The organism is Xenorhabdus hominickii, from assembly GCF_002632725.1.
Lineage (GTDB): Bacteria > Pseudomonadota > Gammaproteobacteria > Enterobacterales > Enterobacteriaceae > Xenorhabdus > Xenorhabdus hominickii.
In genome coordinates this window covers 537790-552131 of record NZ_NJAI01000002.1, presented here as the reverse complement: position 1 = coordinate 552131, position 14342 = coordinate 537790, and the positions used below count along the sequence as shown (strand labels likewise).

Here is a 14342-nt window from a genome sequence, read left to right as displayed (position 1 = left end):
AAAAAGGCCATTGCAGATCGAAGATTGAGCAAACAGTAAAAAAATACGATTTTTTTTCTTTGGGGGGCTAGACACATCAAACTGATATAGGCATAATCTCGCGCCATGGAAGGATGGCCGAGCGGTCGAAGGCAGCGGTCTTGAAAACCGCCGATGGGAAACCATCCTAGAGTTCGAATCTCTATCCTTCCGCCAAATTTCGCCGGCTTAGCTCAGTTGGTAGAGCAACTGACTTGTAATCAGTAGGTCACCAGTTCGACTCCGGTAGCCGGCACCATACAAAAACCCGTTATTTCCCGTAATCATTCGGTGAAATAGCGGGTTTTTACTTTTCGGACATTCTGTTTCTGAACATCCCCACCCTATTCGCGTACTTTTTCTTTCCCTCTTACTCACTTTCTCTTGCTCTATCACAAAATTTTTCCCATTTTTCAAACTCATTATTATTTGGACATACTAATAAATTTTGTTATTCAACAAAGGAGATTTTGATTGTTTTTTAACTTAATATAAAATTTAACAACATCAAATAGCGATCTCCATTCACAAGATTAGAGTCATCCATGTGCTATGCAGTTAGGTCAATTAGCGCCGTACTACAAATTAAAATCTATCCAGTACCGTTGTGCCATTAGATAAATAAGACTTCGATATAAAATCATTTTCTTATCTTTATATAACATATGACATCATCAAAACGTCACTTATAGTGTAAATATAATTTTACATATGATGTACCATAGATTTGACAGCTATAAATCAATCATTTAACCTGCCAATCTTATAACTATTTTTTCAACATAATCAGAAACGAGGATAGCGTGAAAAATCGCACTGTTGGCAGTATTTTTATCGTTGCAGGAACAACGATTGGAGCAGGAATGCTGGCAATGCCATTGGCAGCGGCAGGCGTAGGATTTGGAACCACATTCGTCATGCTGGTCGCCCTGTGGGCATTAATGAGTTATACCGCACTCCTGCTCGTGGAAGTTTATCAACATAATAAATTTAATACTGGGCTGGGTACGATTGCAAAGCGCTATCTTGGCGTTGGTGGGCAGGTGTTGACGGGTTTCAGTATGCTTTTCCTGATGTATGCCCTAACAACAGCTTATATTAGTGGTGCAGGAGAATTGTTGGCAGCCAGCCTTTCTTCTTGGTTAGATAAACCAATTTCTGTCTCTGCGGGAATCATCGCTTTTACTATCATTGCTGGAGGGGTAGTCTGTATCGGAACCCAATCCGTCGACCTGATTAATCGCCTGCTGTTTACCGCTAAAATTATTTTTTTGGTACTTGTGCTCGGTGTGATGATGCTTCATGTTGATAAAATCAACTTGATTTCAATGCCTATAGAACAAGGCTTAGTACTGTCAGCCATTCCGGTGATTTTTACTTCATTCGGATTTCACGGCAGTATACCGAGTATTGTTTCCTATATGGGGGGAGATACCAATAAACTCAGAAAGATCTTTATCATCGGCAGTGCTATTCCTCTGTGCGCCTATATCTTGTGGCAATTGGTCACTCTTGGTGCCATTTCTTCAAATACCTTTGTGGGTATTCTTGCACAGCAGTCCGGGCTAAATGGCTTCTTGCAAGCAGTTAGAGAAGTTGTTGCTTCACCAAAAGTAGAACTGGCTGTCCATCTGTTTGCTGATCTCGCTCTGGCTACCTCATTCCTAGGGGTTTCTCTGGGTCTGTTTGATTATCTTGCTGACTTGCTAAAACGTCGTAACCATGCCAAAGGGCGTTTACAGACCGGATTAGTGACGTTTGTCCCTCCATTGCTCTGCGCATTGTATTACCCTAACTTTGTGATGGCACTGACATTTGCTGCTGTTGCTCTTTCTATTCTGGCACTGTTATTACCTTGCCTATTAGTTTGGCAGAGCCGTGCAGAGAATCAGGGAGGATATCGGGTCAAAGGAGGGAAACCAGCCTTAGTCTTTGTCTTTTTATGTGGTATTGCGGTTATTGCAATTCAGATGGCTATCGTTACAGGCTTACTGCCCTCCGTAGGATAATTTTACCTTGTTCAAAAACATCCGCATCAATATGTATGCGGATGTTTTAATAAATTGATCAAAAACTAATACCTGCGCCAGCGAAAAAACCATCTGAGACTTTATTATTACGGTTACCATCCTTTCCTTTTATATCAATGATGCGATAACCTGCATCTAGGGAAATGAATTTAAACAAAGTATAACGCGCGCCTCCAGAAGCTTCAGTATAAGAATTCATACCTGAAGTTAAACCTGATGGTGAACCATAAGCTTCACCATATAGGGATAGTGAAGGTGACACTGCCCAATTCAAACCACCGCCAACAGCTAATGCAGCTCCATCTTTTCCATCTTTTGGGGATAAATAAAGTGCCTTACCGCCAGCATTGACTGCTAATGACCCAATAGGTAGACCAAAACCGAGAGCTAAACTCGAAATTTTTCCATTGTGATCACTGCGGGTCCAATTTCCTGTCAGAGATAGACCGGCATTTTTATCACCAAGCCTTACAGATGTACTTGTATTATGCTTTCCTGATTGAAAATCTACAGAAATCGCATTTGCTGCACCAGTTACAAAGAGTAAACTGGCTGCACTGATAGCAATCAAACCTTTCATACTTTGGTCCCTTTTCAGTCCGTAAATGCCAACATGGCCTAGTCGATTGTACTGAAATTCATGTGATGACATAGGGAACGAAAGCAATTAAACATGTATATTTCTCAAGATATGTAAACACCATTATTATTCAACATGTTTGAAAAATTGTTCCGCTACCCATTGCTTAACTTGTTGGCGTGAAATTTTTATCCCACCATTGCTCATCTGTGGAGGTAACAAATAGCAGGCTATAGGGATCTGAAAAGCTGCTAGCTTACCTGAGAGCCAATCAGCCAATGTTTCTGTCAATTCAGGGCATTGTGTTTGAATCACGGCCACGGGGCGATAGCCAAATTCAATATCCGGAATGGGGACAATGAAATTTTGTTCGATTTGGGAATGTAGGTTAATAACCTGTTCTATATCCTCTGGCTGAACACCTTCGCCGCCGCTAAAGAATTGATTGTCGAGGCGCCCCAGAATACATAATTCGCCCTGTTCAAATACACCGCGATCACGCGTCGAAAACCACCCCTCTTTATTTGTCAATGGCTTCAGTTTTCCATCAAACCAATAACCACTGGCGATACTATCAGCCCGGATTTGGATTTCTTCATCCACCAAACGAATAAATTTTCCGGGAAGCGGCATCCCTACACCAGACAAACCATCGGCCCGTTTTACACAAACAGTGGATGCCATTTCTGTCAAGCCATAACTACACCAACAACGGATCCCCAACTGTTCGGCCTGCTGAGTCAATCCTGTGGGTATCATTGCTCCCCCTAATAACACTTCTTTTAACGTCAATTGATGCTCACGTGGTTGATCCAATAAACGCCAAAGCTGAGTCGGAACCAGTGATGCATGGGTACAACCGGATAACGCACGATCCAATGGATATAAATCCCGCAATACCAATTTTGCCCCTGTTTGTAACCAACGCCAAAGAATACCTTGACCGGAAACATGATACAGCGGCAATGAAAGTAACCAACTGTCATTTAGCTGAAAATCCAGGCAGGAAAGAATACCTTGAGCACTGGCAAGATGAGCGCCAATAGAATGTACGGCAGCCTTGGGCAGCCCAGATGAACCTGAGGTTAAAATCATGCTAGCAGGACGATGGCTTTGCCACGATAGCTTTTGTTCGGACACCAATTTTTTTTCGGACATCAATGGCAGTTTAGGTTTCCAATCAAGCTCTCTGACCTGAATAGCCGATGAAGGCGAATCGGTAAAATCCACCCCATAAATCATATTGAGATGAGGCAACAACTCCGCCAACAATGAATCAGGTAATTGAGGATTAAGAGGTAACACCCTTGCTCCACACTGCAAAGCAGCAAGATAACACAGAAGCAATTCGCTACTATTCTTGCCTCTGAGCAGAATACCACTACCTTCAGAAACCCCTTGTTGTTGAAAATGAACAGCAAGGGAATTGATTTTTTCTGCCAATTGCTGCCAATCTAATGGCTCATCATGTAATTGAATGGCCTGCTTTTGGGGGTGAACCTCAGCCCAATACAGCCAAGGCCAGCAAGTCCATTCTGTTACTGACATTCATGACTCCACACGGTTTCCAGCTTATCCAATGTGACACAAGGAATTTTGCTGTCAGGCCAACAACGGATCAACTGTGACTGAATAAGATCCAGAGTATCCAGTCCGGGGAGTGAATCAGGTGTCAGCCAATGGGCAAGACGAGCAAGTTGTGTCAGACCAAAACTGGTTTCAATGCTGGAACTAATCACCGCTTCCAATCCTAACTGATGCGCTTCCGCGATCAATTGATGGCAACGGGCAATGCTGCCAACTAATGTCGGTTTAATAATAATAGCTGACACCCCCTCTTGTGCTTCTATCGTAAAATCAGCTTCACGCACACTTTCATCCCATGCAATGGCAATCCCCGTTTCACGGGCAAATGCCAGAGATTCTTCACGGGTTTTACAAGGCTCTTCGAGGAAAGCGATTCTTGGCCGATAATCTGGATTGACATATTTAGCGAAACCGTCCGCTTTTGTACGTGTCCAACTACGATTGGCATCCAATCGTAGTTGGAGGTCAGGAACGGCTTCCAACATTACACTTACGACCATGCCATCACGTACAGCTTCATATAACCCAACTTTCACTTTTGCAATTTTCTGCCCGGCCATATTTCCCAGACGCAGGATCACCTCATCGGGATCACCAGTACATAATGGGGCTTTGCGATAATCCGCATCTGCGGGCAACTCTCTCCGCAATTCAGCCAGCGCACAACTGAGGCCAAAAGCAACAGAAGGAGGATAACTTTCTTTCGGTTGAGCGTTCAGACACCACTGTTGCAGCCATTCTTCGGTGGCTATTTTAGCTTGTTCGAGAGTTTCATGACTAAACTCTGGCAATGGGGAAATTTCTCCCCAGCCTTCCTGCCCATCATCCTGTAAATGAACCAAAAACCCATCACGGGTTTTAAGCCGTTGATAACGCAAAATAACACCTGCCTCCATAGGCAGGCTGAATTGGTATAATGTTGCTTTACGCATCATGGGTTACGTTTGAATTTGCTGAAATCAGGGTTACGTTTTTCATTGAATGCATTACGTCCTTCCTGTCCTTCTTCCGTCATGTAAAACAGCATGGTGGCATTCCCCGCCAACTCCTGCAAACCGGCCTGACCATCGCAATCAGCATTTAACGCTGCTTTCAAGCAACGCAACGCCATCGGGCTGTTCTCCAGCATTTCACGACACCAGCGTACTGTTTCTTTTTCCAGATCAACATAAGGCACAACAGTGTTGATCAGCCCCATATTCAGAGCTTCTTCAGCATTGTATTGACGGCACAGGAACCAGATTTCACGCGCTTTTTTCTGTCCTACAATACGCGCCATATACGATGCGCCCCAACCACCGTCAAAAGAACCGACTTTAGGGCCAGTCTGACCGAAAATAGCGTTATCCGCCGCGATGGTCAGGTCACACATCAAATGCAACACGTGTCCACCACCGATGGCGTATCCGGCGACCATAGCAACAACAGGTTTAGGACAAGTACGAATCTGGCGTTGAAAATCCAATACGTTCAGGTGATGCACTCCGCTGTCATCTTTATAACCACCGTAATCGCCCCGGATTTTTTGATCTCCTCCGGCACAAAAAGCCTTATCACCCATCCCCGTAAGGATAATAGTGCCAATCGTATCATCATAGCGGGCATCAGCCAGCGCCTGCATCATCTCTTTAACAGTCAGAGGACGGAACGCATTGCGTACCTGTGGGCGATTAATCGTAATCTTCGCAATACCATCTGCGGATTTATGATAAAGAATATCTTCAAACCCTTGAGAACAATCTTGCCATTCAATGGGAGCGTATAGTTTTTCTTCACTTGGGTAACGCATTACTGATGCATCCTTAACCAAAAAGTGATAAAAAATGGTTCACTGCGGCAGAAAAAGCCGCAGGATTGCCATAATGAGCATTATGTCCAACCCGAGGGATGGTTTTTAATGGCAGTGTATACTGCTTCGCTATGTTCTGGAATTTAAGATCATTTTCCCCACATAAGTAGGTAAAAGGTGTCGTCATTTTCTGTAAATCAGAAACTAACCAAGGTTGATGCCCCAAAGAAGTCTGTTCCAGCATGTCAGCAATGCAATCACCTCTATTTTGGCTGCGAAGATGAATCAATTGCTCACGCTGTACCGATGTTAAATAAGCGAATACAGGCTGACGATACCAATCAGCCAAAACTGACGCAATGGATTCTTGCCGAAAACGCTGCGCCCAATGTTGATCGTCCTGCAATCTCACATTACGCTCCTGCTGAGAAAACAATCCGGGGTTTCCTCCTTCCACCAGCAATCCCCGCAAGCCCTCATGCTTACCGTGGATCGCATGGTACATAGCTATTCGTCCCCCCAGAGAATAACCAATCAACCAATAATCATTGATCCGATATTCAGATAAAGTTGCATTCAGCAACTCGCTCATCTCGGCAAAACCGTCTGGTACAATCATCTCAGCAGAATTACCGTGACTAGGTAGATCAACAATCAATGAAGCGTATTGATCGCAAGCATTCACCAATGGCAGCCAATCATTACCTCTTCCCAATAAACCATGCAACCAGACCAGCCATGCTCCCTGATTATGTGAATGAAACGTCTGACAATGCAATGTCACAGCACAACCACTTGTTTCAGTAATTCTTGCAGACATATCGCCCCTTCGCTATCTGCAACGTTTAATTCAATCAATGTTGTCTCTTTACGCTCCCATGCTTGTTCAGAATATTGTTTTAGCTCCGACCAATTTTGCGGTGCAACATAATTCAGACCGAACATCGCAGCAGCGTGATCAAAATTGACATCTTGCGGCATACAGTAAAAACGTTGACGCTCCTTTGGTGGTGTTGGCAGCAACGAAAAAATTTGACCGCCATTGTTGTTGACTATAATCAATTGCATAGGCGCGGAAAGGTAGCGTAATAAAGACAAACTATTCAGGTCATAAAGCGCTGAGATATCGCCAATAATCGCCAGTGTCGGTTTATGGGTAGCTCGTTGTACGCCTGCTGCAGTTGCGATCAATCCATCAATACCACTGGCACCGCGATTGCTGTAAACCGGATAACCCGCAGGAAGCTGTCCCAAAGCATCAACCAAGCGCACAATCAGGCTATTGCCAACAAACAATTGCCCCTGCTCTGGCAATAATTGATGCAATTGATGCGCCACTGCCGCTTCACTGAATCTCCCTGCCAGCCTTGTTTCAACACATTCGAACGCTTTTTTTGACCATACGTTCAACTCATCAGCCCAAGATAATTGAGAAGACGAGGAATTCATATCATGAGCAGGATGAACCTGTAACCAATCCGCTATGCGGCAAGTAAATTTGCGTCCCCGGTGATTAGCCGGATCAAGCCTGCCAGCAATAGGATCAATGATCCAATATTGCTCAGGTTGGCATTGAGCTTGCCATTTTAACAATCGTTTTCCGGTCAAGCTGGCACCAAATTGAATCACCAATCTCCCCTGAGCCAAAATTGCCTGAGTACGGGGATGATTCAGCCACAAATCAGCACAAGGCAAAGGTTGCCCTGTTTGAGATAGCACATCACCGATCAGCGGCCAACCCATTTCTTCTGCCCATCGAGCAACGAGCTTACCTTCGTCAGCACTCATTCTGCCAGCCAGCACAATGCCCCGTTCTTGCCGCCAGTGATCCCAATCGGCTGCCTTTGCCGTAGTATGAATTTCCGGTTGGAACAGCCACGGTTCATTTCCCTGCCACCATTCCCCTAATGTTTGCTGCCAATCTCGATACGCCGTTCCATCATTATCATATAAAGGTTCAGCAAATGGACAATTGATATGCAATGCACCTTGTTTCAAGTTTGACATTCCATTATCGATAGAAGAAACCAACCAATTGGCGTGAATTTCGGTGGTCGGGCGTGGCAGTGAAAGTGTTTGGCTAGGGTGAGAGGCAAAAATACCTGCCTGGCGGATCGCCTGATTTGCGCCACAATCGATTAATTCTGGTGGCCTATCGGCAGTGAGAAAAACCAACCTTTCCCCCGTCAAGCCAGATTCAATCAAGGAGGGATACAAATTGGCAACCGCCGTTCCTGACGTCACAATCACTGCAACAGGTTCTTTACTCGCTTTTGCCAATCCGAGTGCCAAATGACCTAATCCCCGCTCGTCAAAATGAGTATGGCAAATCAGTTTAGGACTCGCTGCAGCCGCTAATGTTAAGGGTGTTGAACGAGAACCAGGGGCAATACAAACATGACGTAATCCGTGGCGGGTTAAAGCTTCTAATAAAAGTTCCGCCCAACGGCGGTTCAGTGCACTGTTTGACATAGGATGTTCGAGGATTTCTTTTCACAAAGTAAAGCTCAAAAAATAAGATGTATTATATAACGCATTCATTGTATTAATGCTTATAAAAGCAATTTCCTTATCTTAGTTCAAAGAATTGCCATTTAATTATTGAAATAGAAAATAAATAGACCCCCAATCACATAGTTAGCCATATGATAACTGGCTAACTATGTGATTCAAGTGGATGAAAGTGTCAATCAGAAAGATGGAGAAGGTAACTGCTCACCCTGTTTAAGGGTAAATGATATTCAATGTGGCGGTTGCATTAGCTTTGCCAGCCATAATCCGGCTTTTTGTCTGAATATAACGCGCTTTGAAAGGAATAGAATAAACCCCATCTGTACTCATGCCGATTTTAACCGGCGAATTGAATATGACAGGTTGATCCTGATATAAAACCTGAAGTCCAACTCCACCAGCCGAATTGCTGTCTTGGTCAAGCCCCAGTACATCGTTAGCATTGCTTGGCCTAATTGACCCCATGACTAATTCAATTGGTGCGCTGATATTACATGCCAAATCGACCTTGAAGTAACGAGCTTCCGCCGTACTATTGATACCAGCAAATTGTGTCTTCCCGATCTTACCCATTGGTACCAGAATATTATTCTCCTTTAAAGAACAGCTAGGTGTAATAAAGTGTATTTCATTAAGATAAAAAGAATAAATGGCAGTTCCGTCCAAACGAGCAGTGATCAACCCTGAAGTTATAACACCAGAACCTGTTTTAGGTTTTGTCTTCACAAACTCAACCTTAGTCTCATTACCTTGAGTATTCATCCGTATCCCTATACCGGATATGCCAGAATCATGAAGCCCCTCCTCACTATTTATCGCAATCAGCGGATAGCCCGTGAATTCCCATTCCACCTTTTCCGAATCATCGCATGTGTAATTTTTGATCCCAATGGTATTGATTGGATAAGAACCAATGATTTCACCCACATTCAGTTCTCTGCGCACAAGAAATATTCCGGCTGAAACAGATATTTTCTGCTCAGCAAATTTAGGATCAAAAAGACAAGGACCTGCGCGACTGTAGGTACTGACGAACAACCCAAGCAGCATAATGCTGGCTGCCAATAATAATCGGTATTTTTTATGGAGAATAAACATATAAACCAAACCCTATTCGCAATTGCTATCCAACGTGTATACGCCAGATTGCGGTCTTTTTTCCGGCAAAACATAATTAACCAAACAGGCTTTGGTCTCTGACGATCCCCATTTCACCTGCAATTGACCACTATCCGGCAGCGCCGTGAGATAAACTTGCCCTTCACTGCTGACAATTGCGCCGTTGGTTTCACCCAATGCCATTGAATTCTCCAAAGTGACTTTGGCGCCAAAAGGTACAGGTTTACCACGGTAGTGCAGATGCACTAACACCCTATTTCCCATTCGTGTTCGGAAGTTAGCTAAAACGAGGGCGCCTTTTGTTGGCACAACAGCTTGTGTATTCACATCAATATCGACATCATCTGAAAATGAATGTGGTTCCAGAGCTACCCGATTTTTACGGTAACTACTGACTTGCGGCACAATCGCATAACCGTTCCAATCCGTGGCAACAGCAGTATTGTTGGCAACTTTGATGTCTTTTGCACCTTCCGCTCTGACCAAAACCGCTGTTTCACCTAATTCTTGCGATAAAGTCAGTCCATAAGGATGGAGTGCCACTCCTCCACTAAGGCCATAATTTAATTGCTGGCCATTATGTTGGTAATTATACCCTGCATTAATTCGTCCATAGGCTCCCTTATAATACCCGTGAATATTTCCACTGCCGCCTTCTCCTTTATTCACATGGCTCTGCTGCAAACTGTAGAACAGATTATTATCTTCAAGCGCAGTTCCATTTAAACTTATTTGCTGTGAAGTTCTGTCGTTCTTATCGAGACTGACACTATAATTTGCCCAACTGTGCTTCAACCAACGGTCAAGAGGAACATGGATACTAAGAGCGAATAATTGTTCGCGACCGCCAGAATTTGGGCGAAAGTTATAAGAATAATTCAACCCATAGCTGATCCCTTGGTGGCTAATGTTATAACCCGCGTTGAATGTACGTTCATAACCGCTCTTCTGCCAATAATCTTGCTGCAATGCTGTAACATAGATACCACCAAAGTCGCCCAATGTTTGGTTGACTTGCAATTGCAATTTGCTTTTCTTATTAAAATGCTCAAACAACCTACTGTTATCCCCAATACGATTACCTTCGTTGAAATCATAAAACCCTGCCGTTGAATAACGGTAACTCGCCAACGTCAAATACGTTCCGGTCAATGAAAAATCTTTCACGTATCTCAGACGATAAGCTTGTCCTGCATGTTTTTGGTGTGATGGTAATCGGGTATTGGCATGAGTTGTATCTAAAGAGAATGATCCGAAACTGCCAAAATCAACACCTGAACCTAACAACAAAGATTGATAATCACGGGATAAAATTGCGCCACCATAAGCTGTAAGCCGATTATGAAGACCATAAGTCAATGTTACTTGGGAAAAATAAGGTTTGCGGCTATTATTACTGACGGAGCGATAACGTCCCATCGCCAGTGAATACCGGATACTGCCTTCTCGTAACATAGTGGGCATGGTAGCAGACGCTTGAGTAAACCTACGCTCACGTCCATCAGCTTCTCTGATAATGATTTCCAAATCACCACTGGATGCCGTTGGATAGAGATCGCTGATTTCAAAGGCACCAGGGGCAACATAAATCTGGTAAATGACATAACCATTCTGTTTGATTGTGACTTGTGCATTACTTTGAGCAATACCACGCACAATAGGCGCAAAACCTTTCTGGCTATCCGGTAACATATTCTCATCAGATGCAAACTGAACTCCTCGAAATTCAATACCATCAAACAGATCACTGGATGTGAAACCATCACCAACAGTCAATTGCCCCTTTAAGGAATGGATATCACGCTGTAAATACGTACTAATATTTTTCCAGCGGTGATTTCCCCCCGAATAAGCAGAGTTATTACGCAAGCGCCAAGCATACCAGTTCATTCCTGATCTGAGATTCAGGTAATTATTCTGTGTCGAACTACGGTTCTCTTGCCAATTTGTGGCTCCACTATAATTATAATTCACCAATAATGCAGTTAATCCCTGATCCCATAATTCAGGAGAAACATAGTCTCTCACACGATAGTCCAACGCTGCTTGAGGAATACTAATATTCAATCTCTGCTGATTAAAATTAAATTCTACATTGGCAGATGGGATATACTTACCAATATCTGTGATCACTGTTTCTGGAAGGAAATTAGTCAATTCAGGAAATGAGTCAATTTTCACCCCCATATCTCGCCATTGCCTAACCGTGATTTTTGGCTGTAATTTACCGTCTTTTAAAACAAACTCAACATTCGCTTCCCTCACCTCCTTTTTATTTAAATAAATATCCACCCAGTAAGTACCGGGTGGCTGAAAACCATTCTGAAAAATAGAAAGATCGATATCTTCGGGTAAATCATTTCCAATTTTCAGGGCATGGATATTAAATTTATTTTCCGCACATGCATTTAAATGAAAAAATAAATTCCCTGCCATAATCAACATGGACAGTAAAAAACTATAATTCCTACCACGATATAAATCGCCAGCAAGATTATGCTTGATATACTTTGACATATTTAAACTTATAATAATCTGATAAAATTAATTGATAAATATCCATCCAACCGTCTTCTGTTATTATTTTAAGCAATAGAAATATAGGTTTCTAACTAGATCTCAGCAAACTCAGTTTGTGTTACTCCACCATAATCGTTGATAACTCTCCAACTCACTTTTCGGCTATTTTTTAGTGGCAAAGGCCAACTTAATTGATCAAAAGGCTTAATCATACCGGCTTGTTTAATATCATGATTATCAACAGATAGAGATGAAAAAGAAATAAAATAAGGTGTAGTATTTTGGGCTATCAAAAAACCATTTTCTTGCTTAAACTTTAATTTCTTATACGCAGTAGCCGCCTTTTCCTTCAATTGTACAGGTCGATAGAACAGTTTTAAGCGCGAATTCACCACAATTTGCAACTGATTTACATTTGATTCAGCATTTGACGTCTCAGGAATCGATTTAACATTAAACCAAAACATAGATTCCCTATCCATAGGTAATTGATTATCAACGTTAACAATACGCACAATATTTTCATTGTTCGCCGGTAATTTAAATAAAGGTGGCGTTACAATAAAAGGCGTTTTTATCTTATCATTTTCATCTTGAATCCAACTTTGAATAAGATAAGAAACCTCTTCTTCCGGGTTATTGACAGATATGGATACTTCTTTTTTATCACTTAAATAAACAACACGAGTTCCACCAACAACAACACCGGCTACGACAAAGCTGCAGCTCAAAAAATATAAAAGAATAATACATAGTAAACGATAACATGACACAGCCATTTCTCCGCCCAATTATAATTTGTACACCCTCATTTTTCAATTTTTCATTTATTAGCTAAAGTGCAATTTGAAATTAATTGGGTATTTATTCAGTTGAATAACCCAAGCGTCCCTGCTAGGTTTTAATATACCTTTAATATCTCAAGTAACATATTTGTTGGCTGCGATAATTAACTCCAATCACGTAGCTACCTACGATTCTCAGATTCACTCACTTGCCACATCAATGTAACTCAAAATTTATTAGGTATATACAAAGCTCTCTCTATTAATTATAAACAATGGTGAAATTAGTCACGGCGTTAGCAGATCCAGGACCCACTTTATCCTTTGTAGCAACATATTTCGCGATAAATCTTAATTCTTGTTCAGAGCCATGATGAAGTAAATTTGAATTAGAAGTTCCCGCTACAGGAACACGAGTTTGAGTATTTTCTTCATAAATGCCAATGGCAACACCAGTTGCAGCATTATTCAATTTAGTCAAAGATAAAAGCTCTCTATTGTCGTTATCACTAGGACCATCAAACTTAATAGTGACATTTTTCTCTTTCATGTCTGTTGGACAATCAGTTAATTTTATTTGGAATCTTGTTGGCGCAGCAGTGTCATTCACATTTTTAAATGCATCCGCACTAACTACGCCCATGTTAACAATTTGGTTATCAGAATCACTATGAACCTTGCAAGCATTCTGTATTACTTCTCCTTCAAATTTAATTGTTCCATCTGCTGCATTTGCAGTAGCAGCAAATAACGAATATACAAAAAGAGAAGAAAGAAGCAGCTTAGATTTCATTAAATTAAACCCCATTAGTCAATATATAAAAAATATCCTCTCGACTGATTACAGACGATAAGGAAATAAGTTAATTTACTTGATAGACAGCTTTAATACTAAATATCACGCATCTACAGCAATTGTCTTTTCATCAAAAAAGCAGGCTTACGCCCCCTACGTGGCCTTTTGTGGGGTCGCTCGCATACTCTCGACAAGACGGGATCATAATAGTAAAAATCTCAGATATATCAATATAATGATCTAAGTAAAATATATAATTAGAATATTATTCTATATTTTCCCTAAATGCTTACCAAATGATATTTTACATAGATGAAATTAATGAATATAATGCTAAAAATTCACTAATTTAAAAACAATATATAATTAGCAAACTAACAATTACTATCATTCTATAGATTTTAACTATGGTTTTCTTTCACCAATAAAAATAGTTCATTTTAGTTACTTTACTCAATGTTATTAATCTCTATATATAAACTATTATTTGACAATTCAAAAAGATATAACTCAACAACCACCTACTAAAGTAGGTGGGTTAGTGATTAACGGACTGAAAGTCCGGATACGCATCGGCTGAACGATGCGTCAATTATCTACCCTGAAG

The 14342-nt window shown here is 41.7% G+C and carries 11 protein-coding genes and 2 tRNA genes; 3 read left to right on the top strand and 10 right to left on the bottom strand.

Annotated features, from left to right (window positions below; genetic code table 11):
• Positions 1-107: 107 nt before the first annotated feature.
• From Xhom_RS09670 to tyrP, 3 genes are all read left to right on the top strand, one after another.
• A tRNA-Ser gene (locus tag Xhom_RS09670) sits at positions 108-195 on the top strand.
• A gap of 6 nt (positions 196-201) precedes the next feature.
• Positions 202-277: transfer RNA gene (locus Xhom_RS09665), tRNA-Thr, on the top strand.
• A 544-nt stretch (positions 278-821) separates the two neighbouring features.
• Positions 822-2027, top strand: a complete 1206-nt coding sequence (gene tyrP, locus Xhom_RS09660; protein ID WP_069316315.1) for a tyrosine transporter TyrP — start codon at positions 822-824, stop codon at positions 2025-2027.
• A gap of 58 nt (positions 2028-2085) precedes the next feature.
• On the opposite strand, the gene Xhom_RS09655 is transcribed toward tyrP, so the two are convergent.
• The 10 genes from Xhom_RS09655 to Xhom_RS09610 form a co-directional block, all read right to left on the bottom strand.
• The gene (locus tag Xhom_RS09655; RefSeq protein WP_069316316.1) at positions 2086-2628 is read right to left on the bottom strand and encodes a YfaZ family outer membrane protein; all 543 of its coding nucleotides are present in this window, start codon (positions 2626-2628) and stop codon (positions 2086-2088) included.
• A gap of 126 nt (positions 2629-2754) precedes the next feature.
• Positions 2755-4176, bottom strand: a complete 1422-nt coding sequence (gene menE, locus Xhom_RS09650) for an o-succinylbenzoate--CoA ligase (protein WP_069316317.1) — start codon at positions 4174-4176, stop codon at positions 2755-2757.
• Positions 4167-5147: an o-succinylbenzoate synthase gene (gene menC / locus Xhom_RS09645; protein WP_069316318.1), complete on the bottom strand. Its 981-nt coding sequence runs from the start codon at positions 5145-5147 to the stop codon at positions 4167-4169. The genes menE and menC overlap by 10 nt, the downstream gene beginning before the upstream one ends.
• Positions 5147-6004, bottom strand: coding sequence for a 1,4-dihydroxy-2-naphthoyl-CoA synthase (gene menB / locus Xhom_RS09640; protein ID WP_069316319.1), 858 nt, complete (start codon positions 6002-6004; stop codon positions 5147-5149). Before menB ends, menC begins: the two co-directional genes overlap by 1 nt.
• A gap of 13 nt (positions 6005-6017) precedes the next feature.
• Positions 6018-6824: a 2-succinyl-6-hydroxy-2,4-cyclohexadiene-1-carboxylate synthase gene (gene menH, locus Xhom_RS09635; protein WP_069316320.1), complete on the bottom strand. Its 807-nt coding sequence runs from the start codon at positions 6822-6824 to the stop codon at positions 6018-6020.
• A complete protein-coding gene (menD, locus tag Xhom_RS09630) occupies positions 6785-8476 on the bottom strand; it encodes a 2-succinyl-5-enolpyruvyl-6-hydroxy-3-cyclohexene-1-carboxylic-acid synthase (protein WP_069316321.1) in 1692 nt (563 codons plus the stop codon). Before menD ends, menH begins: the two co-directional genes overlap by 40 nt.
• A gap of 252 nt (positions 8477-8728) precedes the next feature.
• Positions 8729-9613: a fimbrial protein gene (locus Xhom_RS09625; protein ID WP_069316322.1), complete on the bottom strand. Its 885-nt coding sequence runs from the start codon at positions 9611-9613 to the stop codon at positions 8729-8731.
• 12 nt (positions 9614-9625) lie between these two features.
• Positions 9626-12151, bottom strand: a complete 2526-nt coding sequence (locus Xhom_RS09620) for a fimbria/pilus outer membrane usher protein (RefSeq protein ID WP_069316323.1) — start codon at positions 12149-12151, stop codon at positions 9626-9628.
• A gap of 95 nt (positions 12152-12246) precedes the next feature.
• The gene (locus Xhom_RS09615) at positions 12247-12933 is read right to left on the bottom strand and encodes a fimbrial biogenesis chaperone (RefSeq protein WP_069316324.1); all 687 of its coding nucleotides are present in this window, start codon (positions 12931-12933) and stop codon (positions 12247-12249) included.
• Between the two features lie 268 nt (positions 12934-13201).
• On the bottom strand, positions 13202-13732 hold the full coding sequence (locus tag Xhom_RS09610) for a fimbrial protein (protein ID WP_069318446.1): 531 nt from the start codon (positions 13730-13732) through the stop codon (positions 13202-13204).
• Between the last annotated feature and the right edge of the window lie 610 nt (positions 13733-14342).